This window comes from Rathayibacter sp. VKM Ac-2926, from assembly GCF_022815565.1.
Lineage (GTDB): Bacteria > Actinomycetota > Actinomycetes > Actinomycetales > Microbacteriaceae > Rathayibacter > Rathayibacter festucae.
On record NZ_JALGRS010000020.1, the window covers coordinates 13906 to 38396 of the forward strand.

Below are 24491 nucleotides of genomic sequence, written 5' to 3' on the forward strand. Positions count from 1 at the left end.
CGCCCTACGAGCCTGAGGGGAGCGGGTCGAGGTACAGGCTCGAGGTGCCGGCCAGGTCGGCGCTCGTGCGTTCGATTTCCACGGTCCGCGTCGGGTCGATCCCGGGTGGCGTGTCGATGACGTAGCTCGCGAGGACGTGACTCTCCCTGCAGCCGATCCCCTCCGGATCCGACTGCAGCCTCGTCTCGACGCGCAAGCTGTCCGGAGCGAGCACCTCGAGCAGGACCGGCTCGTTCAGACACTGCCCGCTCCCTCCCGTGGTGATCACGAACGAGCGGCCGTCGTCCCGCCACTGGATCGGCAGCGCCGACGTCGGATCCTCGATGGGGCCCCAGTAGCCGTGGCGGTAGACCGCGCCGTCCGGCGAGAACGTCGGCTCGACGGCGGGAGCCGTAGCGGCGGGCGCTGCCTCGGGCCACACCTCGGCGTCGTGCGCGAGCACCCACAGCCAGACGCCGAGAGCGACGACCGACGCCACGACGCGCAGCGCCTTCGTCTCACCGCGACGACGAGGAGGGCGTCGCGTGCGGTGCGAAGGAGGAGTCATCGATCCAGTGTCGTCCGGCGGCACGCAACACTCCACCTCGATCGGCGATCACGTCTCCCCGCGGAGTCGTGCGCGCTGGTCCTCCTCGTGTCGCGCTCGGATCCGCCGCCAGAACGCGTCCTCTCAGGCGGCGGGGTTCTGAGAAGGATCACCTCGTCGGTAGGAGGGAGACCCCTGCTGATCGAGTAGCCCGCGCAGCGGGCGCATCGAGATCCACCGGCGTCATGAGGACGAGTCCGCAGCCCGCCCTGCTGGGGACGGTGGGTCTCGATACGCCCCTGCGGGGCTACTCGACCAGCATGAAGAGAGGCCGCAGCATCCTCTCCCTCAGCACCGTGTCGCGAAGCGGCTTCCCCGCTCGATACGGGTCCACCGGGCGGTCGTGAGAAGGGGGCTGCTCCATGGCGGGAACCCTACGACTCCGTCCGCAGTCGCCCGAGGACTGTCGCATTCCGGTGAGACGAAAGCGGCGCCGCGGACGTTACCGAGTGAGAGTGTTCAGAGGGGGGACTGATGACGGCATCGACTCGGGACGACGAGGTGCTCGCGCGCGTCGAGGAGCGCCTCGAGGTGCGGATCACCAGGGCGACGCGAGTCTCGCGGCAGCGGCGCACCGTCGGCGTGCTCGTGGGGCTCGGTGTCGTGGCCGCGGGCGTGGCGGCCGGGATCACCACCTTCGAGGCCGCCACCTCCCGCACCGTCCGCGACGGCGCCGCCTGCTATGCGACAGCCGACCTGAACGAGCCCGATCTCGCGGTGGCGATCATGGTCGAGGGACTGCCCGACGAGATCACGCAGCGCGTCGCACTCGCGACCTCGATGTGCGGCTCGGACGAGTCGGTCAGCGCCGTCTGCGTCCGCCCCGACGGTCTCGCCGCCGTCTTCCCGACGGCGCGCGACGAGCCCGACGCCGAGTGGTGCGCCCGTCTGGGCCTCGACGCTCTCGAGTCGCGATGACCGGCGAGAGCGCCGCCGCGGACGACGTCGCCCTGCTGAGCGAGCTGGCGGGAGGCTCCCGTGCCGCGTTCGGCGTGCTCTACCGCCGTCACGCGCTGGCCGTCTACCGCTACGCCGTCGCGCGGCTGCGCAGCGAGGAGGACGCGGAGGACGTGCTGCAGAGCGTCTTCTTCGCGCTCTGGCGGAAGCGCGCGAGCACGCACTTCGTCGGCACCTCGGCCCTGCCGTGGCTGCTCGTCGCCACGCGGCTGGAGTGCAACAACGTCCTGCGCGCCGCGATCCGCCAGGTCGCCCGCGAGCAGCCCGACGCCTACGTCGGCACCGCGTTCTCCGCCGAGCGCCTCGTCGAGGCCCGTCTCGTGCTCGAGGGCGTCACCCGGGCCGTCTCGCGGCTGCCCGAGATCGACCAGCAGATCTTCCGCCTCTGCCTGGTCGAGGACCTCTCCTACGCCGACGCGGCCGCGCAGCTCGACGTGCAGGTCGGCTCGGTCCGCAACCGGCTGTCCCGGCTGCGCCGGCTCCTCGGCAGCCGCGTCGAGGTCGGCTGACTCCGGAGGGGGGCGAGCAGGGACTGCTGGGAAGGGCGGTCTCGCCCCCCGCCCCGCGGTCGTGATGCAACCGAGATCGGCGCCCCCCGGACGGCGGATGTGCACCCGGGCACCGCGCTGATAGACATCGGTCAGATGTGCTGCGAGCCCGCGGACCGCGCTCGATCGCCCGTCTCTCACCACTCACCACCAGCCGAAAGAGCATCGCGATGACGCCTTCCCTCTCCCGTCCCCTCGTCTCCGGACTCGCCGCCCTGGCGCTGACCGGCAGCCTGTTCGCCGGCGCGGCTCCGGCCCTCGCCGCGAGCGCGCCGCTGTCGATCGCCGCCGCAGCCGTCACCGCCGCCGACGGATCGGTCCTCGGCAGCGGGCAGCAGCTCGCCAAGGGGCAGTCGATCGTCTCCCCGAACGGCACCGTCCGTCTGGCCTTCCAGGACGACGGGAACGCGGTCGTCTACAACGCCTACGGCGTCGTCTGGCAGTCCGCCACCCAGGGCCGCGGCGACCGCCTGATCATGCAGGCCGACGGCAACGTCGTCATCTACGACGCCACCGGCCGTCCCGTCTGGTTCACCGGGACGAACGACCCCGGCTCCACCCTCACGATCCAGGACGACGGCAACCTCGTCGTCTACCGCGCCACCGGCACCCCCGCCTGGGCGAGCTTCGTCAACAACCGCATCGCCGCGCCCGACGTCCTCACGCTCGAGTCCGGGCAGACCCTCGCCGCGGACCAGCAGCTGACCGCCGGACCGAGCCGCGCGATCATGCAGGCCGACGGCAACTTCGTCGTCTACACCGGCAGCACCCCGCTGTGGTTCACCGGCACCAGCGGCGCCGGCAACCGCCTCGTCATGCAGACCGACGGCAACGCCGTGATCTACGGCGCCGACGGCTCTGTGAAGTGGTCCTCCGGAACCGCCGGCAACCCGGGCGCCACCATGTCCCTCGGCGGCGACGGGAACCTCGTCATCGGTGCCAGCGATCGGGGTCCGCTCTGGAGCAGCTCCGGACAGCTCCGCCGCGACACGCTGCAGAACAACTACCTCCTGCTGAGCAACGAGCAGCTGACCTCGGCGAACGGCGCCTGGCGGGCCGTGATGCAGCGCGACGGCAACTTCGTCGTCTACGGTGCCCGCGGCGCCGACTGGTCGACCGGCACCTCGATCCCCGGCAGCATCGTCGGCCTGGACATCGGCTACCTCGTCGTCTACGCCCCCGGCTCCGGCGAGGGCCAGGGCTACTGGGAGAACACGCCGAAGCCGAGTGAGACCGGCGAGCCCTATCGCCTCGTCATGCAGAACGACGGCAACCTCGTCGAGTACGACGGACTCGGCGTCGCCGTCTGGGCCAGCCGCGGCGTGTAGCTTCCCGGGACGATCCCGAGCACGAAGGCCCGCCCCCGGATCCGGGAGCGGGCCTTCGCGCTGCCCGGGACCTCGCCGGTCAGCCCGCGGACCCGATCAGCTCTTGGACCCGATCAGCTCTTGGACCCCGTCAGCGCCAGCGTGCCGCCGAGGCCGATCATCATCACGCCGCCGGTGCCGGTGAGGGTCGACATCCGCTTCGGCGACGACGCGAACCACGAGCGCGCGGTACCCGCGGCCAGCGCCCAGACGCTGTCGCAGACCAGCGCGAGGGCCTGGAAGGTGAAGCCGAGCAGCAGCAGCTGCGCCCAGACGGGGCCGGCGGCCGGATCCACGAACTGGGGGAGGACAGCGACGAAGAAGGCGACCGTCTTGGGGTTCGTCAGGCCGACGACGAAGCCCTGGCGCAGGAGGGTCCACGACGACGCCGGGGCGGTGGCGGCCGTGCCGGCGTGAGCGTGGCGGTGGCGGATCGCCTGCACGCCGAGCCACACCAGGTAGACGGCTCCCGCGAGCTTGAGGACGGTGAAGGCGACGACCGACGCCGCCACGACGGCGCCCACACCGAAGGCCACGGCGAAGATGGCCGGCATGATCCCGAGCGCGTTCCCGAGCAGGCTCAGCACCCCCGCCCGGCGTCCGTAGGCGATCGACCGGCTGATCGTGAAGAGGACGCTCGGCCCGGGGATCACGATCAGGGCCACCGACGCGAGGGCGAACGCCAGGAAGTGCTCGGGGGAGATCATGCCCGAACAGTAGCGCCGCGCGGTCCCGAACGGGGATCGGTCGTGTCAGCGCTCGATCACCTGATCGGCGCATTGGGCGCCGTAGGACTCGGACCGCCGCCGCATCAGCTGGCGGGCGCGCTCCGGCTCGCGGATCGGGTCCAGGCTCGCTGGAAACGCGCGGATCGACGTGCCGGAGGGCGGATCGCGTGCCCGAGGTGGTGGTGGGTGTGCTCCGGCTCGTGGAGTGCGCTCGGGCTCGCTGGAAACGGCCGGAACGACGAGCCGGAGGGGGTTCCGCGAGCCGGAGGTGCGGCGCCGGACGCGCCGTCGCGTCAGCCCTCCCGCTCGACGAGCGTCCGCAGCGCGTCGCGGACGAAGCGGGCGCCGGCCACTCCGCCGTAGTGCGCGGCGAAGCGCTCGTCGGCGACGTACATCTCGCCGAGGCCGAGCAGGTACTCGTCGCTCGGGGTGCCGGACGCGTCGCGGGGCGTGCCCGGCACGTCGGCGAGCCACGCGCGCTGCCGCTCGGCGAGCGCGAGCGCCTCCTCGCCGGCCGGGTCCGCGCCGCTCGCCGCGGCGGCGGTCCAGGCGCCGGCGAGGTCCGCCTGCCGCCGGAGCCACTGCTCCCGCTCCTCCGCGGTCATCGAGCGCCACCAGCGGTCGCCGTCGGCGTAGGCCGGCGCGCCCCAGCGGCGCTCCACCTCCTCGCGGTGCTCCGCGTGGTCGAACCCGTCGAACATCTCCTCGGCCATCGGCCCGTTCCCTTCTCTCATCGCCGCGACGGTCCCGGCGACCGCGCGGATGCGGCGGTCGAGCCGCCGCCGCTCCTCCCGCAGCACGTCGAGGTGCCGCTCGAGGGCGACCGCCGGCTCGGTGTCGCGACGCAGGATCCGCCCGATCTCGGACAGCCCGACACCGAGGTCGCGCAGCAGCAGGATCCGCTGCAGCGTCACCAACGCGGCCGCGTCGTAGTAGCGGTACCCGTTCGCGCCCAGCCGGCTCGGCGGCAGCAGCCCCTCGGCGCCGTAGTGCCGCAGCGTCCGGCTGGTCGTGCCGGCCAGCCGCGCCACCTCGTGCGCGGACCACTCCTGCGCCGGCCCTTCGTGCTCCACCGCGTCCTCCGTTCCCGCCTCCCGGGCGGATCCCGGGGCGATGGAAGCGACGCTACGGGTTGACGCAGCGTCAGAGTCAAGCGCGTTCCGGGTCGACCGCAGCGCCGTCCGGCCAGGACCCGCGGGCGCGGGGAAGGCGGCGAGCTCGTCGCGGAGCCGGTACCAGCGGCGGAGCTCGTCCTCGGTCAGCCGCTCGTCGAGCGGGGGCCTGGTCTCCGCGGGCGGCTCACCGCTCGGCGGGAGGGAGTCGTGCTCGATGCTCACACCAGGACGCTGGGCCGGGCGCCGTCCCGGTGGGGGATCGGACGGGAGGCCCGGCCGGAAGTTCCGCCTCCTCCGGTCGGCGACCCCCGGCACCGTCACCGGCAGGGGCGAGGCCGCCCGGTCGGTGCTGTGCGGACCGCTTCCGGTGGGGTTCGGGCGGGCGCCGTCAGCCCCGCGACCGGCTCGCGTGGGCGCGGGCCTTCATCCGGTTGCCGCAGGTGGCCATCGAGCACCACTTCGCGGTGCCGGGCCGGCTGCGGTCGAGGAGGAAGAGGTTGCACTCGTCGTTCGCGCACGCGCGCAGCCGTCCCGGGAACCGGGCGCTGACGGTCGACCAGGCGAGGACCGCCTCCACCGCGAGGCGATCGGCCTCGGGAGCGCTCAGCTCCCACTCGACGCCCTCGGCGGTGACGCGCGGGGTGCGCACGGCGTCGGCGATCACGCCCGAGAGCTCCGCCACGGCCGCGGGTGCGCCCGAGCGCACGACGGCCTGGAGCGCGTCGCGGGCACCGCGCAGCCGCTCGAGCTCGTGCTCGGTGCCGACGCCGCCCCACCGTCGCGCGAGCTCCGGCCCGGACGCGTCAACGAGGTCGTCCGTCGGCCGGCCGTCGACCACGGGCGCGCTGTTCAGCACCGCCAGGAGCAGATCCTCGTCCCGGTCCATCGCTCCCCGCTCTCCCGCGCCGAGTGGCCCGTCCCTCTATGCTAGCGTCCTGCTAACCAGCAAACCTAGTTGAAAGGGTTAGTCATGGTCACCGTCCATCACCGCACCGTCTCCGTGGGAGGGCTCGACGTCTTCTGGCGGGAGGCCGGGCCCGTCGACGCCCCCGTCCTCCTGCTGCTGCACGGCTACCCGAGCAGCTCGCACATGTTCCGCCACCTGATCCCCGCCCTCGCGGGGCGCTACCGCGTCATCGCCCCGGACCTCATCGGCTTCGGACGCTCGTCCGCGCCCTCCGTCGACGACTTCGACTACACCTTCGCGGCTCTGGCCGAGACGACCGGCCGCTTCCTCGAGACCATCGGGGTGTCCCGGTACACGATCTACGTCCAGGACTACGGCGCCCCCGTCGGCTGGCGCCTCGCCCTCGCCGACCCCGCCGCGGTCGTCGGCGTGATCTCGCAGAACGGCAACGCCTACGAGGAGGGTTTCGTCCCCGGCTTCTGGGATCCGATCTGGGCCGACGCCGACGAGCGGACCGACGCGACGCGCGACGCCCTCCGGCCGGCCCTCGGCCGCGAGGCCGTCGAGTGGCAGTACACCCACGGGGTCCCCGACCCCGGCACCGTCGACCCGGACGCGTGGGAGCACGACCTCGCGCTCCTCGCCCGCCCCGGGCAGGACGACGTGCAGCTGGCCCTCTTCCGCGACTACGCCACCAATCGCGAGCTGTACCCCGCCGTGCAGGCCTGGCTCCGCACGTCCCGGGTCCCCGTCCTCGCCGTCTGGGGGCGCAACGACGAGATCTTCGCCGCGGCCGGTGCTCGGGCCTTCGCGCGCGACGCACCCCACGCGCGGGTCGAGCTCGTCGACGGCGGGCATTTCCTGCTCGAGTCCGATCTCGACCGCGTGGTCGGCGCTATCGCCGGCTGGCTCGAGTGAGGGAGCCGTCGCGCCTCCGCCTCGCCCTCGTGCGGGTCCGAGCCAGTGGACAGCGAGGGTCGCTTCGTACAGTGGAGGCATGAGTGTGATGAAGGAGACGGGCACCGCACGGCGGACCGGACGCGGGTGGACGCGGGCCTCGCTCGTGCTGGGCGTTCTCGCCGTCGCGTCGTACGCGATCGGATACCTGGCGGTGGCTCACCTGTGGCGGGGCGATCCCCTGGTGATCGGGATCGCGACGACGCTGCAGTACGTCCTCCCGCTGGCCGGCGTCGTCGTCGGCCACGTGGCGCGACGACGCGAGGGTCCTCGCCGCGAGTCGACGGTGGGGCTCGTGCTGTCCTACCTCCTGCTGGCCGTCGCGGTGGTGCCGGTCGTCATCGGGTCGTTCGGGCTGCTGGCGCGCTGAGGCGACCCTGCCCACTTCGGTCGACGTCGGGTCTGCGGCGTCCGACCTCCCCGGGCGCCCGCAGCCGACGCGCGGCCCTGCATGCTGGTCGAGTAGCCGCGCAGCGGCGTCTCGAGACCCACCCCTCGCGGTGACGCCGGATCTCGATGCGCGCCCTGCGGTCGCTCCTCGGTCAGCAGGGGGCGGCGCAGCGCCCGGGGGACGCGGCAGGCCACGAAGGCCCGCCCCCGGGTCGGGAGGCGGGCCTTCGCGCTCGCGCGGAGCGCCGGGGTCAGCGGCGGCTGGCCCAGATGACGCGATCGGTCGCGTCGTACTCGACGAGGTTGCCGTCGTTCTGCATGACGAGGCGGAACGGGCCGGTGCTGAAGAGGACGTCGGGGACGTTGCCCCAGTGGCCCTCGCCCTCCTGGGTGCCCGGCGCGTTCATCACGAGGAAGCCGTCGCCGATCAGAGTGAGGAAGCTGCCGCGGATCGACGTGCCCGTGGACCAGTCGGCGCCGCGGGGTCCGTAGACCACGAAGTTGCCGTCGGCCTGCATCACGGCGCGCCAGAAGCCGCTCGTCGAGGTCAGCTGGTCGCCGCTGACGAGCACGCTGCCGTCCCGCAGCGTGTCGCGGCGGGTCTGGCTGAGGCTCGTCCAGACGGGTCCGCGCGGGCCGTCGATGACGAGGCCGTCGCCGCCGAGGTACAGCTCGGCCCCCGGGTTCCCCGCGGTGCCCGACGCCCACTTCACCGATTCGCCGTCGCCGTAGACCACGGCGTTGCCGTCGGTCTGCATGACGAGGCGGTTGCCGACGCCGCTGGTCCCGGTGGACCAGCGCGCTCCCTGCGGGCCGTAGAGGACGAAGTTGCCGTCGGCCTGCATCACCGCCTTCTCGGGTCCGGCGGTCAGCTGCTGGTCGGCGAAGAGGGTCTGCCCGGACTCGAGGATCGGGTCGTCCGGGGCGGCGATGCGTCCGTTGACGCTGCTGGCCCAGGCGGGGGAGCCGCTGTAGCGGTAGACGACGAGGTTGCCGTCGTCCTGGATCCACAGGGTGGAGCCGAAGTCGTTCGTGCCGGTGAACCAGACGGGGCGGCCGGCGGCGTCGTAGATGACGAGGTTGCCGTCGGTCTGCATGACGAGGCGCTCGCCGCGGCCCTGGGTGCCGGAGCTCCAGGTCGCCCGGCCCGCGTTGTAGACGACCGCGTTGCCGTCGTCCTGGAGCACGAAGCGGACGGCGCCGTTCGCGGAGAGGAGTCCCTGTCCCTTGACGAGCTGCGATCCGGGGCTGAGGTTCGCGGGCTCGTAGACGGCGGCCTCGGAGGCGGTCGTCATCGCCGGCGGCGCGCTCGCGGCGAAGGCCGGAGCCGCGCCGGCGAGCAGGCCGCCGGTCAGCGCCAGAGCGGCGAGGCCGGAGGCGAGGGGACGGGAGAGGGAAGGCGTCATCGCAGTGCTCTTTCGATCGGTGGTGGCGGGCGCGATGCGGGTCGTCGAGCCGCCGTCCGCCGCCTGTCCCCGTCCCGAGAAGCGGGAGGAGAGGCATCGACTGCGGGCTCGCAGGGCATCTGGCTGATGTCTATCAGCGCCGGGGGCTGTTCCACATCCGCCGTTCAGCTGTCGCCCGTCTCGGTTGCATCACGCCCGCCGGCCCGCCCTTCCCTGAGCGGGTGACCGAATCGACGCGGACGGTCCCTTCCTCGCCGTGCTGTCGTCCGAATCGACCGCCGGGCAGGGCGGTGCTCGGAAAGAGGCCGTCTTGGACCAGCCGGAGGCGCCCGGTACCGTCGGCCCTCCTGACCGTGGTCGTCGGAACAGGGGTGGTGTCCTCGTGACGACGACGAGCATCGGGCTCGCGCCGACTCCGCAGTCGGGCACCGGGTCGTCCGTGCCTGTCGCGCCCCCAGCGGGGTCGCGCTCCGGCGGAGGGCCGGCGCCTCGCTCCGCCGGAGTGGGGAGTCGTGCGGGAGCGGCTGTCATCGCCGGAGGGCCGGTGCAGCCGTTCGGATACGATCGACCACCGTGCCTCGCCGTTCTCCTGCCGCCCTCAGCGCGAGCATCCGCGCGGCGGGGGAGCGGCTGTTCCGGGAGCGCGGCTACTCGCGGGTCACCGTCCGCGAGATCGCGGCGGAGGCGCAGGTGGATCCCGCCGTCGTCGTCCGCCGGTTCGGGTCGAAGGAGGCGCTGTTCCTCGACGTGATGCAGGTGAGCATCCAGGACCGCCCGGAGCTGGACGTGCCGCTGCGGGACTTCGGGCGCAGCTTCGTCGCCTCCCTGCTCGCGGACGAGCGCGACACGCAGGCCGTGTTCCTCGCGCTGGTGCGCGGGGGGAGCGAGCCCGCGATCGGCGCCCGGCTGCACGCCGTGCATGAGGAGGCGTTCGTGGCTCCGCTGCGGGCCCGCATGACGGGGCCGGACGCGGACCTGCGCGCACGGCTGGCCGCGGCGCTCGTCGGCGGGCTGCTGCACTCGATGTGGGTGGTCGGCGACGAGGTGCTCCTCGCCACCGACCACGAGCAGATCGTCGAGCGCTACGGCGACGCGCTGCAGGGCCTGCTCACTCCCGCGGACCGGTCCGGCCCGCCGGCGTCCGCCTGACTACTGCACGGACCAGCCGCCGTCGCTGGGCAGGATCGCCCCGTTGATGTTCACGCCGTCGTCGCTGAGCAGGAAGGTGATCGACGCCGCCAGCTGCTCCGCCGACGCGACGGAGGGGATCGCGCTCTGGAACGGGGCGAGCCGGGCGCTGCCGGCCTCGGAGACGTTCGGCGGGAAGGGGATGCCGGTGGCGACACCGCCGGGCGCGACGGCGTTCACGCGGATCCCGCTGCCCGCGTACATGAACGCGGCGCTCCTGGTGAGACCGACGACGCCGTGCTTGGAGACCGTGTAGGCGTTGCCGGACGCGTTGCCGCGCAGTCCCGCCTCGGAGGCGACGTTGACGATCGATCCGGCCGCGGCCGCGAGCATCGCGGGGAGCACGGCTCGGGAGAGCTTGAAGCCGCCGGTGAGGTTGATGGCGATCACCCGGTCCCACACCGCGTCCGAGGTCTCGTGGGCGGGGGAGAAGTCGTCGTTGATGCCGGCGATGTTGGCGAGGCCGTCGATCCGCTCGCCGGCCGCCGCGACGATCGCGTCGATGTCGTCCTGCTTCGTGATGTCGCCGGCGACGGGCACGATCTCGGCGTCCGGCAGCGAGGCCGCGAACTCCTGGAGCCGCTCGGCCGAGATGTCCACGGCGACGACCCGGCCGCCCTCGCGGGCGATGCGGGAGGCGGTGGCGCGGCCGATCCCGGACGCCGCGCCGGTGACGATCACGGTCCTCCCGGCGAAGCGCCCGGCGGTGACGCTCTCGCGCCAGCCCGTGCTCTCCACGGCCTCGGGCATGACGCCGCCGTTCGCCCGCAGCACCAGATCGTCGACGACGCTCTGCGGGAGCTGCCCCTGACTCAGCGCGACCAGCTGCTGCAGCGGCAGCGAGCGAACCGGCGCCAGCTTCGCCTCGTCGAAGCCGCCGGCGGCGCCGCCGAGCACGTCGCGGATGAGTGCGGAGCCCTCGGGGTGGTTCAGCCATTCCCCGATCGAGCTCTGGGCGGTGAGTGGGGCGGTCGTGGACATGCGTCCTCCTTCTAGGCGGTCGAGCAGTGAAGTCAACTTAGTTGACTTCGTGCGTCCCGGCCACTGCTCGCCCCGGCCGCTGCTTCTGAGGGCGCCGTGACAACCCGGCGGCGGCGCGGGCGAATCGCACAGGACACCGCTAAAGGTGCTAATCGGAAACTGTTCTTAGTAGCTTTCGACGGCTCTCCCGCCGGCCGCCGTCCCCTCGTCGACGCGCGCCGGGCCCCGCCGTGCGCCCGCATCTGGTTCCATGGACGTGCGCGTGCGTCCGTCCGGTCGCACTGCTCCTCCTGTGAAAGGTCGTCGATCCGTGGTCTCCCAGGTCGTGCTCGTGGACGATCTCACCGGTGCGCCCATCGCCGCCGGGCGCGGCGGGACGGTGTCCTTCTCCGTCGGGGACGACGCGTACGAGATCGACCTGTCGGCGGCGAACATCGGGCACCTGCACCGGGCGCTCGCGCCGTTCGTGGACGCGGCCCGGCCGCTGTCCGAGGCGCCGGCCCGCTCCCGGGTGACCTCGATCGCCGCGAGCGCCGGGCGCAAGAGCCCCGAGATGCTCGCCGCGATCCGGCACTGGGCGCGGCGGCACGGCTACGAGGTCCCGCGCTCCGGCCGGGTGCCCGCGGACGTGCAGGCCGCGTACGACGCGGCGCACTGACGCGGCCGCGTCCGGCGCCCGAGGGGCTGCAGGCCTGGGCTGTTGGCGGCGGTGGGTCTCGATACGCCCCTGCGGGGCTACTCGACCAGCAGGGGGGCGGGCGCCTCTTCCAAGGAGGTCGGCGCTCCGGGGAGAGGGCGGCCCCCGATCGGGGCTCAGGACGTCGCAAGTCGACGGGTCAGGAGGCCTTCTCGGCGGGGAAGCGCAGGGCGGGGACCGGCTCCGGCGCGGTGCGCGGCCGCGCCTTCGACGCCGTCAGGGAGAGGTAGGCGTCCTGCAGCTGCTCCCGCTGGCGGCCGGGGACGTGCGAGCAGAGGGCGTCGCGGGCCAGGGCGACGTTCCTCCGGCGCAGGTCGGCGTCCTCGAGGAGGCGGGCGATCCGGTCGGCGAGCTCGTGCTCCTCCGCGAGCAGCTCCTCGGGGAGCGTCTCGGCGTACGGCCGGCGGAGGACGACGACCGGCACGCCGAGCGCCACGGCTTCGAGCAGGGACACCGGGAAGCCCTCCCAGCGGGCCGTGTGCAGATAGACGCTCGCGCCCGCGAGAACGGAGAGACCGCTCTCCTTGGAGAGCCAGCCGGTCACCTCGACACCCGATTCCTCGAGATCATTCGTGAGGTCGTCCGAGTTTCCGCGACCGACCCAGTGGAATCGCGCCAGAACTCCTTGTCCGGCGATAGTCCTCGCGGTCTTCGCGAAGATGTCCGGGCCCTTCTGCGGGGCTATTCGGCCCACTCCGACGATGCGTGCGGAATCATGCCCGATATCTTCTGATCCCGGTGAGGGATCACTGATGTTGTCGCGAATGAACTGGGCCGGGACGCCGTTGGCGCAGTTCACCACCCAGGTGGCGGGGGCGCCGCCGAGCGCCCGCGCGCGGCGCAGCTCGTTCTCGGAGCAGGTCACGAAGAGGCTGGTGTTGCGCGCCAGGACCCACTCGATCAGGTGGAACGCACGGAGCGCCGACGGCCCGCGATCCGCCCGCTCGAAGGGGAAGCAGTGCGGCGAGTGCACCTGGGCCGTGCTGTGCCGCGAGACGGCGAGGCGGGCGTAGAGACCCGCGAATGCGGAGTGGGAGTGCACGATCGTGGCGCGGGTGCGGCGGATGGCGCCGCGCACGGCGAGCACGCGGGCGAGGTGGCCGGCCGGCAGCTCGAGGACCTCGTCGAAGAGCGCGTGCGCCGAGACCGGCAGCGGAACCTCCGGACTGGCGGCGTAGAGCAGGACGTGGCGGATCCCCGCATCGGCCGCGGCGAAGCTCGAGATCGCGTCGGCGAGACCGCCGCCGAAGCGCTCGCAGACATGGAGCACCGTCACCCGCTCGAGAGGTTCTCTCCGGTCGGACTGCTCGTCGTCGGAATGGCGTGTCATGGTCACCCGTCTGCTCCGCGGATTCACCGATCGCTCCTCTTCGCTCTTCGAGAGGGCATACCGGGCGAATGCGATGGTAGGCGTGAAGAAGGCGTCGCACTACAGTGATGCCGAGTCGTCGTCGACAGCGAGAAACAGGACATTCCGTCGGTCGTATCGGCGCGCCGTGAATGCCTTCCCGACCCCATCGAGAACGCGAGGTGCACGGTGTCCAGACCCTTCACCGCGCCGCGTTCGCCGGGTGGCTCGAGCTACCGCGCGGACCTCGAGGGACTCCGCGCGCTCGCCGTCGTGCTGATCCTCCTCACCCACTTCGCGGAGGTGCCGATCGGCGGCTTCGTCGCCCTCGACGCGTTCTTCGTGCTCTCCGGATTCCTGATCACGGGGCTCCTGGTGAAGGAGTACACCCGCTCGCGCCGGATCTCGCTGCCGACCTTCTACGTCCGCCGGTTCCGTCGGCTCGCCCCGGCCGCCGCGGTCGTCATCGCGGTGACGGTGCTGGCCGGCTTCCTGGTCTTCGGCCGGGCCCGGGCGGAGTCGATCCTCGTCGACGGGGTCTGGGCGGCGCTGGTCAGCGCGAACTGGAACTTCGTCCTGAACGGCACCGACTACTTCGCCACCTGGGCGCCGCAGTCGCCGCTGCTGCACTACTGGTCGCTGGCGGTCGAGGAGCAGTTCTACCTCGTCTGGCCGCTGCTGGTCCTGGTCGGCTTCGGGATCGCGCGCGCGGTCGCCCGGCGCCGGCGCGGGCCGGCGGATCCGTGGGTCTGGCCGCCGTCGTCGCGCGCGGTCGTCGCGCTGGTCGCCGTCGTCGCGGCGGCCTCCTTCGCCTGGGGCGTCGTGCAGTCCGAGTCGTCGCCGGGGGTCGCCTACCTCTCGACGCTGACCCGCGCGTGGGAGCTGGCCCTCGGGGCGCTCCTGTTCCTCGGGGCGGCGCACTGGCGCCGGATCCCGGACCGGCTGCGCCCGGTGCTCGGCTGGCTGGGCGTCGCGGTGCTCGTCACCGGGTCGTTCGTGCTCACTCCGCAGACCCCGTACCCGGGCGTCGCGGCGCTGCTGCCGACCCTGGCGACCGCGGCGATCATCGTCGCCGGAGAGGGCGGACCCTCCCACGTCGTCCTCTTGAGCAACCCGGTCTCGCGGTTCCTCGGACGGATCTCCTACTCGCTCTACCTCTGGCACTGGCCGGTCTTCGTCTTCCTCGCCGCGCTCGTCGGCCACGACTCGCCCTGGTACCTCGCCGGAGCGATCCCGCTCGCCCTCGTCCTCGCCACCGCGAGCCACTACGGCATCGAGGAGCCCGTGCGCCGCAGCCGATGGCTCGAGCCGCGGGCCCGCCGCACCGACCGGCGCGGGAGCGAGGGCTGGCCCCGCTGGGTCGCGCTCGGCCTCGCTGCCGCGGCGCTCGTGACGACCGCCGTCGTGCTCGTGCTCCCGCGCGACAGCGTCGCCGTCGCCGGGGTCTCCGCGTCGACGGCCGTCGAGCCGGGCGCCGCGCCGGCCGTGCCCGAGGGGCTCGACGGGCTCGATCAGGTCACCGCCGCGCTCGGTGCCGCCTCGTCGGCGGTCTCCTGGCCGGAGCCGGTCGCGGAGGCGATCGACGCGGGGGACGCGGCCTTCGGCGGCGCCCTCGCCCGGACCTGCATCACGGTGGACGCGGCGAACGAGGACGACTGCGTGATCGGCGACGCGTCGCTCCCGAGGACCGCCGTCGTCGTCGGCGACTCCGTCGCCCTCGCCTGGGTGCCCGCGCTCGCGGGCTCGCTCAACGAGCAGGGCTACCGGGTGCGGCTGCTGACGGGAGCGCTCTGCCCGTTCGCCGACCTGCCGGTCACCGGGACCGTCACCGCCGATCCGGCCCCCGGCTTCCCCGCGACCTGCGACGACCACCGCCGCTGGACGCTGGAGCGCATCGCGGCGCTCCGGCCCGCCGCCGTGATCGTCTCGGACGCCGAGGTCGAGATGCTCCAGCTGATCCCGGAGGACCGCTCGACCGCGCAGGCGCGCTGGACCGAGGGCCTCGAGCGGAGCCTCGCCGAGGTCGGCGACGCCCGGACCGTCGTGCTGATGACGCCGCCCCGAGGCCAGGCGGTGGCGACCTGCTACACCCGCGTCGCCTCGCCGTCCGACTGCGCGGCGCCGGTCAGCGAGACCTGGTTCTCGCAGCTCGACGCCGTCACCGAGGCCGTGGCGGCGTCCCCCTCCGCCCGGCTGGTGGAGACCCGCGACCTGTTCTGCGCCAGCGCCGACCTGTGCCCGGCGTTCGCCGGCGGCACCCTCGTCCGAGCGGACGAGCAGCACATCACCGACGACTACGCCACCGCCATCGCACCGATCGTCTCCGAGCGCGTCCGCGCCGCTCTCGAGGGCTGACACGGTGCTCCGGGACACGACGAGAGAAGCCCCATGAACCTCCGAGAACTCGTGCAGATCTGGCAGCGCTACTGGGCGCTCGTGGTGAGCGTGCTCGCCGTCGGCCTGCTGACCGGCTGCGGGGCGCTGCTGCTCACGGCGCCGCAGTACACCGCGACCGCGCGGCTGTTCGTCTCGAACCAGGCCTCGGGCTCCGCGACCGATCTGCTGCAGGGGTCCACCTACACGCAGAGCCGCGTGGAGTCCTACGCCGCGGTGGCGACGCTGCCGATCGTGCTCGACGCGGTCATCGAGGACCTCGGGCTGCAGACCACCTCCGCGGAGCTGGCGACGCGGGTGTCCTCCACGGTCGAGCTCGACAGCCTGATCATCAACCTCTCGGCGGAGTCCGGGTCGGCCGAGGAGGCCGCCGACCTCGTGAACGCGGTCGCGTCCTCGCTCTCCTCGACGATCACCGAGACGCTCGAGCGGCCGCTCGCCGGACGCGACCCCGTCGTCACGGTCACGCCCCTGGAGGAGGCCGCACCGCCCGCGGCGCCGTCGTGGCCCTCGATCCCGCTCGTCCTCATCGCGGGCGGGCTCGCCGGGATCCTGCTCGGCGTCGGGCTGGCTCTCCTCCTGAACGCGCTCGACCAGCGGGTGCGGCAGGCGGCCCAGGCGGAGGCGCTGCTCGGCGTGCCGCTGCTCGGGACGATCCCGCGGACCCGCAATCTCGGCACCGTCCCGCTGATCGAGGAGGCGGCGCTGCGCTCCTCCTTCGGCGAGGCGATCCGGGCGCTGCGCACCAACCTCACCTTCGTCGACATCGGCGGGTCGCCGCGGCGGATCATCCTGGTCACCTCCTCGATCCCCGGCGAGGGGAAGTCGACGATCTCGCTCAGCCTCGCCGCGAGCCTCGCCGCGGCCGGGAAGTCCGTGATCCTCGTCGACGCGGACCTGCGGGTCTCGCGGCTGTCGGAGCGGCTGGGGCTCGAGACCGGCGTCGGCCTCACCGACGCGCTGCTGGGCCGGACCGCCGCGAAGGACCTCCTCCAGCCGGTCGGCGAGAGCGGCTCGCTCCGCGTGCTCGCGTCCGGCCGCACCCCGCCGAACCCGGCGGAGCTGCTCGCCTCGCCGACCTTCGACCGCATCCTGCAGGAGCTGCACGCCGAGGCCGACTACGTGGTCCTCGACGCCCCGCCCGTGCTCCCCGTCGCCGACTCGCTCGTGCTCGCGCGGGCGGCTGACGCGGTGCTCTTCGTCGTCGGCTCGTCGCTCGTCAAGCGGCCGCAGCTCACCAACGCGAAGGACGCCCTGCAGCGCGTGCACGCCCCGCTCGTGGGCGTCGTGGTGAATCTGCTCGCCGCGACCGACGACCGCGGCCGCGCCTACGGCTACGAGAGCCGCGCCTACGTCGAGGCGATCGCGCAGGTCCGCCCGGAGGAGCCCGCGGCCAGTGCGGACGACTCGAAGCGGGAGCTGATGCCCTCGTGACCGGGATCGCCGGCCGCGCCTGGCGGCAGCTCGGGATCGCCGCCTTCAACATCGTCGCCACGCACGTCCCCTCCCACCTCGTGCGCCTGGGCGTGCTGCGGCTGTGGGGCGCGAGGATCGGCGCAGGCACCTCGATCGGCCGCGGCACCTCGATCCTCGACATCGACCGCCTGGTGATCGGCGAGAACTGCTCGATCGGCTTCCGCTGCTTCTTCGACGCGCGGGGCGGGATCACGATCGGCGACGACGTCGCGATCGCGAGCGACACCCACATCATCACCGCGTACCACCTGCCGCAGTCCGACACCTTCGAGGCCGTCGAGGAGCCGGTGACCATCGGCGACCACGCCTGGCTGGCCTCGCGCACGACCGTGGTCGCGGGGGTCTCGATCGGCCGCGGCGCCGTCGTCGGTGCGTGCTCGCTGGTGCGCACGGACGTGGCGGCGATGACGATCGTCGCGGGCGTGCCCGCCGTCGTCCGCGGGCAGCGCACCTCCTCGCTCGCCTACTCGACCCGCTTCCGACGGCTGTTCTACTGATGCACGAGAGGGCGGCGATGATCCGCGAGCACGAGGTCGCCGAGGGCTGGTCGGACGTCACCCTCGTCTACGTCGCCCCGCGCACCGGCTCCAGCGGAGTGAGCGACTACGCCGACGACCTCATCGCCCGGGCCCGCGAGGTGGCCGGCGCGGTCGTCGAGGTGCGGCACGGCGGGGCCGGGGCGGACGGCGTGGCCGAGGTCCGCCGGGCCCGCCGCGAGGTCCTGCGGGCGATCGCGGCGGCCACCGGTCCGGTGATCGTCCACACCGAGCACAGCGGCGGCGTGATCGTGCCGTTCTGGCTGCTCGCGAGCCGTCGGGTGCGCGCGCGGGCGAGCGTCGTCACCGCCACGCTGCACGACGCTCCGCTCGCGGTCTGGACGCCGTTCTGCACCGCGCTCGTCGGCCGCAGCCACTTCGCGACCCACGCGATCCACTTCCCGCTGATGCGGCTGCACCGCCTGCTCGAGCGGCGCGTGCTGCGCGGCGTCTCGCTCTTCGCCCTCACCGCGTCGGGGGCGGCGGCGATCGAGGAGGAGCTGCGCGTCCGCGACGTCGACGTCGCCTTCCTGCCCGCCCCGGTCAAGCCGGCCGTCGCCCCGGCGGCGGAGCGCCCGCTCGCGATCGGGCTGTTCGGCTACGTCTACCGCGGCAAGGGCTTCGACCAGCTCGCCGCGCTCCGCGAGGCCGTCGATCCGGCCATCGAGATCGTGGTGGCGGGGCGCGGCACCGAGGCGCTGGAGCCGGTGCCGGGCGTGCGGGTGCTGGGCGGCGTGGAGGGCGAGGACGAGGACCGCTTCTTCGCCGGCGTCCGGGCGATCGTGCTGCCCTACGGCCGGCGCGGCGCCTACGGTCCCACGATCCACGTCGCGTCGAGCGTCGTCGCGCGGGCCCTCGCCTACCGGACGCCGATCATCGCCCTCGGCCACCCGGGTCTCAGCGACGAGGCCGAGGTGGTCGAGGGCGGCGTGCGCGAGCTGGCCGAGCGGGTCAACGCCGTGGTGCCCGACGACGCGGCGATCGGCGCGCTCGCGGAGCGCTCGGCCGGCCTCGCGGAGCGGCTCACCAGCGCGGCGGCCTTCGCGGTGTTCGCCCGTCGCTGGTCCGCGCTGCTCGAGGGCGCCCGCTCGTGACCGGGACGGCCGCCGCGGGGCAGGGGCGCCGGCGGATCCTCGCCCTCGCCGGCGCGAGCGGCTGGATGGTGCTGGGCCGCGGCTCCGGGCTGGCCTGGATGCTGTTCCTGGTGGCGACCGTCGGCCTCGGCGACTACGGCCTCTACGCGATGGCGTTCGCCGCCGCAGCGGTGCTCGCCGCTCCGTCCGAGAACATCTTCCTGGTGCGCAGCGTCCGCGTGGACGCGGCGACCTACGCGGCGGAGCGCAGCGCCCGCACGCTGCTCGGCCTCGCCCTGTTCGCGCTGGGCGCGATGGTCTACGCCTGGTCGTTCGTCGCCGGGCTCGCCCTGCTGATCGCCGGCGGCGAGATGCTGTTCAACGCGGTCAAGAGCCGGGCGCTGCGCGACGGCGAGCCGATGCTGCCGACCCGCTGGGACGCCGCCCGGCAGGTCGGCTCGATCCTGGCGGCGGTCGGGCTCTGGCTGCTCGCGGGGCGGGGTCTCCCGCTCGAGCTGCTGATGCTCGCCTACGTCCTGCCCTACCTCGTCGTCGCGGTCGTCGCCGTGCGCGGGATCCGCGGGGTCCGGCCGCGCTGGCCGCGGGGCGCGCGCGGGCAGCTGCTGCTCGTCGTCGACGCGGTCGTCACGGCGCTCTACCTGCAGGGCGACATCCTCCTCCTCGGCCTCCTGCTCGGCGACGAGGTCGTCGGCGCCTACGCGACCGCCTCGCAGCTGGTGCTCGCGGCGTCGATCGTCGGGCAGCTGCTCGGCCAGCAGTACACGGCGTCGCTGCGGGACGCGGGCGGGCGCCGGCACGGCGGTCCGCCGCTCGGGCTCGTGCTGGGGCTGGGCGCGGTGATGGCGCTCGGCACCGCGGGAGTGGGCGGCGTCCTGCTCCTGGACCAGCGGACCGCGCAGGTCGGCGTGCTGCTGCTCGTGCTGGCCCCGTTCGCCGGTCTGCGCTCCGTCTCGAACGCGTGGGTCACCGCGCTGTACGTGCTGGGCGCCGACCGGCGCCGCATCCTCGGCGCGGGGGCGGCCCTGCTGCTGCGCGCCGCGTGCCTGGCGATCGCGGTGCTCGCGGGCGTCGCCGGCGGGACGGCCGCGGCGCTCGCGGCCGTCGTCGGCGAGGTGCTCCTGGTCGGCGCCTTCGCCGTCGTCGTGCACGACTCCTACCGGCGGGCGGGCGGGCCGCCGGACGCCGACGGCGCCCGCGTCGACCCGCCGGCGGTCGCGCCGGCCGCGGCTCCCGTCCCGGGCGCGACAGGGGAGGGATCCGCATGAGCGGCGTCACCGAGTTCCTCGTCGCCAAGGACCCCGAGCTCGAGCGCACCGGGGACATGATGATGTTCTCGCTCGTCTACTCGCTCGCGCAGCAGCTCGGGCCCGTCCGCTACATCGCGCTCTCGCGCGAGTCGGGCGTGCGGAACGGGAACACGCTCGTGAAGAAGTCGCCGCCGTCGCCGGTGCGCCTCGTCGCCGGGGCGCTCGCGCGCGGGCGGAGCCTGGTGCACGAGCGCTTCGACCTGCCCGAGCTGCGCGCCGCCATCACCGCGAGCGACGCCGACCGGGTCGTCGCCGACCACACCTACCTCGCCGAGCCGTACTTCCGCTCCGGCGTGCAGAAGAAGCTGTACATCAACACCGTCGTGTCGGAGTCGCTGGTCTGGGGCGCGGCGCGCGGGAACCTCGGGCGCCTGCAGAGCGGCATGATCCTCCGCGACGAGCTGCGGGCGGTGCGCGAGGCGGTCGCGGTCGCCACCTACGACGCCGACGAGGCGGACGACTTCGCCCGCCGGGGAGTGCGGCGGACGCGCTGGCTGGACGTCACCCTCCCGCCGGTGCCCCGCCACCGGCGCGACCTCGCCGCGCCGCGGGTCGCCTTCGTCGGCGACCGCCGCTGGCCGCCGAACGAGGAGGGCGTGCGCCTGCTGCTGCAGTGGTGGCCCGCCATCCGCGCGGGCATCCCCGGCGCCGAGCTGCTCGTCATCGGGCACGGCGAGCGGCCGCTGCCCGTGACGGAGGGGGTCCGCGAGCTCGGCTTCGTCGACGACCTCGACGCGACGCTCGCGTCCTGCCGCGGGATCCTCGCCTCGATCGCCACGGGCGGAGGCGTGCGGGTGAAGATCCTCGACGCCGTCGCGCGCGGGATGCCGGTCGTCGGCACGCCCGCCGCCGTGGGGAGCCTGGACTCCCTCTTCGATCTCCCGGTGGAGAAGACCAGGGAGGGCTTCATCGAGCAGGCGCGCCGGCTCCTCCTCGACTCCGCGCTCGCCCGCCGCCTCGGCGACGACGTCTACGAGCAGAACATCGAGCACTGGCGGCAGGAGCGCCCGCTCCGGGCGGTCCAGGACTGGCTGGCGCCGTGAGCCGGCGACCGCTGCCGGTGCTCGCGGCCGTCGCCTACGCGCTCGTCGCGCTGGCGGCGCTGCTGCTCGCCGTCGTCCGCGGCGGCGTCGCGACGACCGCGGTGGCGATCCTGCTCTGCAGCGCGCCGCTGCTGCTCCACCTCGCCGTCCGCGTCCCCGCGCTCTCGGCCGTCGCCCTCGGCGGGGTGCTCGGCGCGGCGCCGTTCGCCACCGTCCCCGGCACCGGGACCTACGCCGTGCTGGCGCTCGCCGTCTGGTTCGCCGTGACCGTGCTCTGCCTGCGGCCCCGCTCCAGCCCGCAGAGCACCGCGGTGCTCGGCGTGCTGATGGCCTTCCTGATCGTCTCGGCCTTCTCGATGGTGGTGACCTTCGACGGGATCGGGGCCCTGCTCACCTACCTCCGCTGGGCGCTCGCGGCCGGCATCACGATCCTCGCGCTCGTCGCCGACGAGCGGATGCGGCGGACGGTGCTGCGGGCCTTCGTCGCGGGCGCGGTGATCGGCGCGGCGACCGCGCTGGTCATAGTGGTGCTCGATCCGGGCGGGCAGCTGCTCAACTCGCTCGCCCTCTTCGGCTACGGCGACACCTCGGCGGTCGGCAACCTGCGGACCGTGACGGTGGACGGCTCCTCGCTCACCCGGGTCAGCGGGCTCTACGTCGACCCGAACGTCGCGGGGCTGTTCTTCCTCTTCGCCTTCGGGATCGCCGGCGCTCAGCTGCGCGGCCGGCCGCGGATCCTGGTGCTCGCGCTGCTCGGCGCGGCGATCGTCGGGACGTTCTCCCGCGGCGCGATGGGCGCGCTGGTGCTCGGCCTCGCCGTGACGCTCGTGGTCTCGCACCGCTCGGCGGGCGCCCGCGCCGCGTCCGTCGCGGGCGGGATCCTCGCGCTCGGGAGCCTCTACTGGGTGCCGGCGCTCCGCGACCGCTTCGTCGACTCCTTCGACTCGCGCACCGCGGGCGTCTCGGACCGCGTCGACGCGCTGGCGAACTACCCCGGGCAGATGGCCGGGCACTGGTGGTTCGGCCGGGGCTGGGACCTGCGGGAGTTCACCGACGCGGCCTACGGCTACTCGCTCAACCACGTCGCCAACACGCCGCTGCTGATCGTCTGGCGCGCGGGGATCCTCTCGGGGCTGCTCTTCGTGGCGCTGCTGCTCGTGGTGCTGGTCGTCGCGGTCCGGCGGTCGCGGCGGGCGGGCTCGGGGTCCGGCTCGGACCTCGCCCTCGCGGTCTACGCCGGGACGGTCTTCTTCGCCTTCCAGGTCGACTTCCCGGTCGTCACGATGACCCCGCTGACGCTCGCCTTCGGCCTGCTGCTGACCCAGCTCTGCAGCGTGGCTCCCCCCGCGCCGCCACTCGCCGATCCGGTGGCCGGAGTGCGGACCGCCGCCGCCCTCGCGACTCCGCAGCCGTCCCCCCGACAGGAGCGTCAGCCATGACCGCCACCACTCAGCGGACCCCCGTCCGCCGCCCCCTGCGCGTCATCGGCCTCGACGGCTTCCGCGGCGGCCTGGCGATCTGCATCATCGTCGCGCACGTCGGCTCGCACTGGGCGCCCGGCGCCCTCCGCGGGACGGGGCTCGAGGTCACCGCGCAGGCGGTCGTCTCCTTCTTCGTGCTGAGCGGCTTCCTGATCTACTGGCCGTTCGCCCGGGCGGTCGTCGCCGGGACGAGCATGCGCGGGAAGCTCGGCGACTACGCGCTCTCGCGGGTGCTGCGCGTCTTCCCGGGAGCGACCGTCGGCTTCGTCGTGGCCTGGCTCAGCGGCACCCTCTACCTCACCAACGCCTACGACGCCGTCCGCGACGGTGCGGGCGACAGCGCGATCGGCCGCTTCGAGGACCCGTGGCGCGTGCTGCTGCACCTCAGCCTCCAGCAGTCCTACCTCCCCTCCCAGATCCAGACCGGCATCGCGCCCGCCTGGACGCTGACCATCGAGCTCGCCTACTACCTGCTGCTGCCGCCGCTGGTGGCGGTCTGCGTCCTGGTCCTCGGCCGGGTCGCTCCGCGGCTCGGTCGCTACGCGGTCGCGGCGGCACCGGGAGCGGTCCTCGTCGCGGTGGGCCTGGTCTCGAAGACCGCCGGCACGCTCTGGCAGCAGGCGTCGGGCCTCGAGTACGGCTCCTCGGAGTGGGGGCCGAACGCCCTCGCGGTCTTCAGCCGCAGCCTGCCCGTCTGGGCCGACGGCTTCGGCTGGGGGATGATCGCGATCGTCGTCTGGATCGCCGTCGAGCGCGAGGCGGTCGGGCCGCGCGGGCTGCGCACGGCCCGGCGCTCGGGCTGGATCGCGATCGCGGTCGGGCTCGTCGCGGTGGTGGCCGCCTACCTGCTCGTGCCGCGGTTCATCAGCGCGGGCGTGGCGATCGCGTCGCTCGGGGTGATCCTGCTGCTCGCGCTGCCGGTCAAGGACGGCCACTCGGTCTGGCGGGTCTCGCACCTCGTCGACAACCCGGTGCTGCTCTGGCTGGGCAAGACCTCGCTCAGCATCTACCTGCTGCACATGCCGGTGATCCTCTTCCTGGACCGCGCCGGCGTCGACTTCCCGGACACCCCGGTCGGGCTGGTGACCGGTGCCGCTGTCGTGCTCGCTACGACCGTCGCTCTGGCGTCGGTGGTGTTCCTGGGGGTGGAGCGACCGGCGCTGCGGCTGCGGAAGCTGGGACGCCGTCGCCCGGCGTGAGCGCTGCCCGGAGCGCCGGTGCGGCCCGCTCGAGCGCGTCCCGGATCGCCGTGGCCGCCTGCTCGTAGGAGTCGTGGGACCGGCGGTAGGGGTCGGCGATGTCCTCGGCGGCGGCGGCCGCCTGGGCGAGCGGACGCCGGGCCTGCACGCTGGCGAGCAGCTGCCGGAGCCGGGTGCCGGGGTCGGTCGAGTCGCCGGGGCGGGCGCCGTCGGCCAGGCGGGCGAGCTCGGCGAGGGTGAAGGCGCGGGAGAGGAGGGCCGGGGCGAGGCGCACGACCGCGGTGCGCTGCTCCCGGGTCATGGTGAGCACCAGATCGGAGCGCTCGAGCAGCTCAGGGGTGAGCTGCCGGCCGCGGTGCTCGTCGAGGGCGTGCGCGTCGACGCCCCAGTCCGCGATCGCCGCGCGCATCGGCTCGGGCATCGGCCGATCGAGCGCGGCGCCGAGCCCCGCGCTCGCGATCCGCACCGGCACGCCGTCGAGCAGGGACTCGAGGAGGAGCTCGGCCGCGGGCGACCGGCAGATGTTGCCCTCGCAGACCAGCAGGATCCGCGGGGAGCGCCGGCGGCGGAGCGACGGCTCGGCGGCGGTCTCCGCGGCGCTCATCGGGCGGCTCCTCGAGCGGCCCTTCGGGCGGCGCCTGGGCGTGCCGCTGCGACAGGGCGGCGCCCGAATCCGCCAATCTCGGCGGGCGTCGCGCCGGCCGGCACAGGTGTTTCGGGGAGCCGTTCGCGCCTGCCGGCGTCGATTCCCGGTCTCTCGGCCACGGATCCTCCTCGCATCGGGCC

The 24491-nt window shown here is 73.8% G+C and carries 23 protein-coding genes; 15 read left to right on the forward strand and 8 right to left on the reverse strand.

What is annotated here, in order from left to right:
* Positions 1 to 4: 4 nt before the first annotated feature.
* A complete protein-coding gene (locus MT351_RS19300; RefSeq protein ID WP_243582984.1) occupies positions 5 to 547 on the reverse strand; it encodes a hypothetical protein in 543 nt (180 codons plus the stop codon).
* A 513-nt stretch (positions 548 to 1060) separates the two neighbouring features.
* Here MT351_RS19300 and MT351_RS19305 point away from each other — a divergent pair.
* The 3 genes from MT351_RS19305 (at position 1061) to MT351_RS19315 (ending at position 3419) form a co-directional block, all read left to right on the forward strand.
* On the forward strand, positions 1061 to 1504 hold the full coding sequence (locus MT351_RS19305; protein WP_132435529.1) for a hypothetical protein: 444 nt from the start codon (positions 1061 to 1063) through the stop codon (positions 1502 to 1504).
* Positions 1501 to 2052 carry an RNA polymerase sigma factor gene (locus tag MT351_RS19310; protein WP_243582985.1) on the forward strand — a complete coding sequence of 184 codons (552 nt, stop codon included), beginning with the start codon at positions 1501 to 1503 and terminating at the stop codon, positions 2050 to 2052. The genes MT351_RS19305 and MT351_RS19310 overlap by 4 nt, the downstream gene beginning before the upstream one ends.
* A gap of 209 nt (positions 2053 to 2261) precedes the next feature.
* Positions 2262 to 3419, forward strand: a complete 1158-nt coding sequence (locus MT351_RS19315; protein WP_243582986.1) for a hypothetical protein — start codon at positions 2262 to 2264, stop codon at positions 3417 to 3419.
* 113 nt (positions 3420 to 3532) lie between these two features.
* Here the strand turns inward: MT351_RS19315 and MT351_RS19320 are convergent, their stop codons facing one another.
* The 3 genes from MT351_RS19320 to MT351_RS19330 form a co-directional block, all read right to left on the reverse strand.
* On the reverse strand, positions 3533 to 4165 hold the full coding sequence (locus MT351_RS19320) for a LysE family translocator (RefSeq protein ID WP_243582987.1): 633 nt from the start codon (positions 4163 to 4165) through the stop codon (positions 3533 to 3535).
* 314 nt (positions 4166 to 4479) lie between these two features.
* Complete coding sequence (locus tag MT351_RS19325; protein ID WP_243582988.1) at positions 4480 to 5259, reverse strand: MerR family transcriptional regulator; 780 nt, start codon at positions 5257 to 5259, stop codon at positions 4480 to 4482.
* Between the two features lie 430 nt (positions 5260 to 5689).
* Positions 5690 to 6187 (reverse strand): CGNR zinc finger domain-containing protein, encoded by a 498-nt coding sequence (locus tag MT351_RS19330; protein ID WP_243582989.1) that lies wholly within the window; start codon positions 6185 to 6187, stop codon positions 5690 to 5692.
* A gap of 84 nt (positions 6188 to 6271) precedes the next feature.
* Between MT351_RS19330 and MT351_RS19335 the strand changes: the two genes are divergently transcribed.
* Both MT351_RS19335 and MT351_RS19340 read left to right on the forward strand, forming a co-directional pair.
* The gene (locus MT351_RS19335) at positions 6272 to 7126 is read left to right on the forward strand and encodes an alpha/beta fold hydrolase (protein ID WP_243582990.1); all 855 of its coding nucleotides are present in this window, start codon (positions 6272 to 6274) and stop codon (positions 7124 to 7126) included.
* A 79-nt stretch (positions 7127 to 7205) separates the two neighbouring features.
* Positions 7206 to 7535 carry a hypothetical protein gene (locus MT351_RS19340; protein WP_132435514.1) on the forward strand — a complete coding sequence of 110 codons (330 nt, stop codon included), beginning with the start codon at positions 7206 to 7208 and terminating at the stop codon, positions 7533 to 7535.
* Between the two features lie 271 nt (positions 7536 to 7806).
* Here MT351_RS19340 and MT351_RS19345 read toward each other — a convergent pair whose 3' ends face one another.
* Complete coding sequence (locus MT351_RS19345; protein ID WP_243582991.1) at positions 7807 to 8961, reverse strand: hypothetical protein; 1155 nt, start codon at positions 8959 to 8961, stop codon at positions 7807 to 7809.
* Between the two features lie 573 nt (positions 8962 to 9534).
* On the opposite strand from MT351_RS19345, the gene MT351_RS19350 reads away from it, so the two are divergent.
* On the forward strand, positions 9535 to 10110 hold the full coding sequence (locus MT351_RS19350) for a TetR/AcrR family transcriptional regulator (protein ID WP_123736028.1): 576 nt from the start codon (positions 9535 to 9537) through the stop codon (positions 10108 to 10110).
* On the opposite strand, the gene MT351_RS19355 is transcribed toward MT351_RS19350, so the two are convergent.
* A complete protein-coding gene (locus MT351_RS19355) occupies positions 10111 to 11130 on the reverse strand; it encodes an SDR family NAD(P)-dependent oxidoreductase (protein WP_243582992.1) in 1020 nt (339 codons plus the stop codon).
* Positions 11131 to 11440: 310 nt separating this feature from the next.
* Between MT351_RS19355 and MT351_RS19360 the strand changes: the two genes are divergently transcribed.
* Positions 11441 to 11788 (forward strand): Lsr2 family protein, encoded by a 348-nt coding sequence (locus MT351_RS19360; RefSeq protein ID WP_123447396.1) that lies wholly within the window; start codon positions 11441 to 11443, stop codon positions 11786 to 11788.
* 178 nt (positions 11789 to 11966) lie between these two features.
* Here MT351_RS19360 and MT351_RS19365 read toward each other — a convergent pair whose 3' ends face one another.
* A complete protein-coding gene (locus MT351_RS19365; protein ID WP_243582994.1) occupies positions 11967 to 13157 on the reverse strand; it encodes a glycosyltransferase in 1191 nt (396 codons plus the stop codon).
* 207 nt (positions 13158 to 13364) lie between these two features.
* Between MT351_RS19365 and MT351_RS19370 the strand changes: the two genes are divergently transcribed.
* Genes MT351_RS19370 through MT351_RS19405 form a run of 8 tightly spaced genes read left to right on the forward strand, consistent with a single transcriptional unit; the run spans position 13365 to position 23705 of the window.
* Complete coding sequence (locus tag MT351_RS19370; RefSeq protein ID WP_243582995.1) at positions 13365 to 15530, forward strand: acyltransferase family protein; 2166 nt, start codon at positions 13365 to 13367, stop codon at positions 15528 to 15530.
* 33 nt (positions 15531 to 15563) lie between these two features.
* On the forward strand, positions 15564 to 17003 hold the full coding sequence (locus tag MT351_RS19375) for a polysaccharide biosynthesis tyrosine autokinase (protein ID WP_243582996.1): 1440 nt from the start codon (positions 15564 to 15566) through the stop codon (positions 17001 to 17003).
* On the forward strand, positions 17000 to 17542 hold the full coding sequence (locus tag MT351_RS19380; RefSeq protein WP_243582997.1) for a DapH/DapD/GlmU-related protein: 543 nt from the start codon (positions 17000 to 17002) through the stop codon (positions 17540 to 17542). Before MT351_RS19375 ends, MT351_RS19380 begins: the two co-directional genes overlap by 4 nt.
* Positions 17543 to 17559: 17 nt before the next feature.
* Positions 17560 to 18675 carry a hypothetical protein gene (locus MT351_RS19385; RefSeq protein WP_243582998.1) on the forward strand — a complete coding sequence of 372 codons (1116 nt, stop codon included), beginning with the start codon at positions 17560 to 17562 and terminating at the stop codon, positions 18673 to 18675.
* A complete protein-coding gene (locus tag MT351_RS19390; protein ID WP_243582999.1) occupies positions 18672 to 19940 on the forward strand; it encodes a hypothetical protein in 1269 nt (422 codons plus the stop codon). The genes MT351_RS19385 and MT351_RS19390 overlap by 4 nt, the downstream gene beginning before the upstream one ends.
* Complete coding sequence (locus MT351_RS19395; RefSeq protein ID WP_243583000.1) at positions 19937 to 21025, forward strand: glycosyltransferase; 1089 nt, start codon at positions 19937 to 19939, stop codon at positions 21023 to 21025. The genes MT351_RS19390 and MT351_RS19395 overlap by 4 nt, the downstream gene beginning before the upstream one ends.
* Positions 21022 to 22464, forward strand: a complete 1443-nt coding sequence (locus tag MT351_RS19400; RefSeq protein ID WP_243583001.1) for a hypothetical protein — start codon at positions 21022 to 21024, stop codon at positions 22462 to 22464. Before MT351_RS19395 ends, MT351_RS19400 begins: the two co-directional genes overlap by 4 nt.
* Positions 22461 to 23705 (forward strand): acyltransferase, encoded by a 1245-nt coding sequence (locus tag MT351_RS19405; RefSeq protein ID WP_243583002.1) that lies wholly within the window; start codon positions 22461 to 22463, stop codon positions 23703 to 23705. The genes MT351_RS19400 and MT351_RS19405 overlap by 4 nt, the downstream gene beginning before the upstream one ends.
* Here the strand turns inward: MT351_RS19405 and MT351_RS20175 are convergent.
* Positions 23614 to 24309 carry a low molecular weight phosphatase family protein gene (locus tag MT351_RS20175; RefSeq protein ID WP_279398485.1) on the reverse strand — a complete coding sequence of 232 codons (696 nt, stop codon included), beginning with the start codon at positions 24307 to 24309 and terminating at the stop codon, positions 23614 to 23616. The genes MT351_RS19405 and MT351_RS20175 overlap by 92 nt on opposite strands.
* Between the last annotated feature and the right edge of the window lie 182 nt (positions 24310 to 24491).

Coding starts and splice junctions, on each gene's coding strand:
- MT351_RS19300 (WP_243582984.1), bottom strand. CDS start 547: ATGACTCCTCCTTCGCACCGCACGCGACGCCCTCCTCGTCGTCGCGGT.
- MT351_RS19305 (WP_132435529.1), top strand. CDS start 1,061: ATGACGGCATCGACTCGGGACGACGAGGTGCTCGCGCGCGTCGAGGAG.
- MT351_RS19310 (WP_243582985.1), top strand. CDS start 1,501: ATGACCGGCGAGAGCGCCGCCGCGGACGACGTCGCCCTGCTGAGCGAG.
- MT351_RS19315 (WP_243582986.1), top strand. CDS start 2,262: ATGACGCCTTCCCTCTCCCGTCCCCTCGTCTCCGGACTCGCCGCCCTG.
- MT351_RS19320 (WP_243582987.1), bottom strand. CDS start 4,165: ATGATCTCCCCCGAGCACTTCCTGGCGTTCGCCCTCGCGTCGGTGGCC.
- MT351_RS19330 (WP_243582989.1), bottom strand. CDS start 6,187: ATGGACCGGGACGAGGATCTGCTCCTGGCGGTGCTGAACAGCGCGCCC.
- MT351_RS19335 (WP_243582990.1), top strand. CDS start 6,272: ATGGTCACCGTCCATCACCGCACCGTCTCCGTGGGAGGGCTCGACGTC.
- MT351_RS19340 (WP_132435514.1), top strand. CDS start 7,206: ATGAGTGTGATGAAGGAGACGGGCACCGCACGGCGGACCGGACGCGGG.
- MT351_RS19345 (WP_243582991.1), bottom strand. CDS start 8,961: ATGACGCCTTCCCTCTCCCGTCCCCTCGCCTCCGGCCTCGCCGCTCTG.
- MT351_RS19355 (WP_243582992.1), bottom strand. CDS start 11,130: ATGTCCACGACCGCCCCACTCACCGCCCAGAGCTCGATCGGGGAATGG.
- MT351_RS19365 (WP_243582994.1), bottom strand. CDS start 13,157: ATGACACGCCATTCCGACGACGAGCAGTCCGACCGGAGAGAACCTCTC.
- MT351_RS19375 (WP_243582996.1), top strand. CDS start 15,564: ATGAACCTCCGAGAACTCGTGCAGATCTGGCAGCGCTACTGGGCGCTC.
- MT351_RS19385 (WP_243582998.1), top strand. CDS start 17,560: ATGATCCGCGAGCACGAGGTCGCCGAGGGCTGGTCGGACGTCACCCTC.
- MT351_RS19395 (WP_243583000.1), top strand. CDS start 19,937: ATGAGCGGCGTCACCGAGTTCCTCGTCGCCAAGGACCCCGAGCTCGAG.
- MT351_RS19405 (WP_243583002.1), top strand. CDS start 22,461: ATGACCGCCACCACTCAGCGGACCCCCGTCCGCCGCCCCCTGCGCGTC.
- MT351_RS20175 (WP_279398485.1), bottom strand. CDS start 24,309: ATGAGCGCCGCGGAGACCGCCGCCGAGCCGTCGCTCCGCCGCCGGCGC.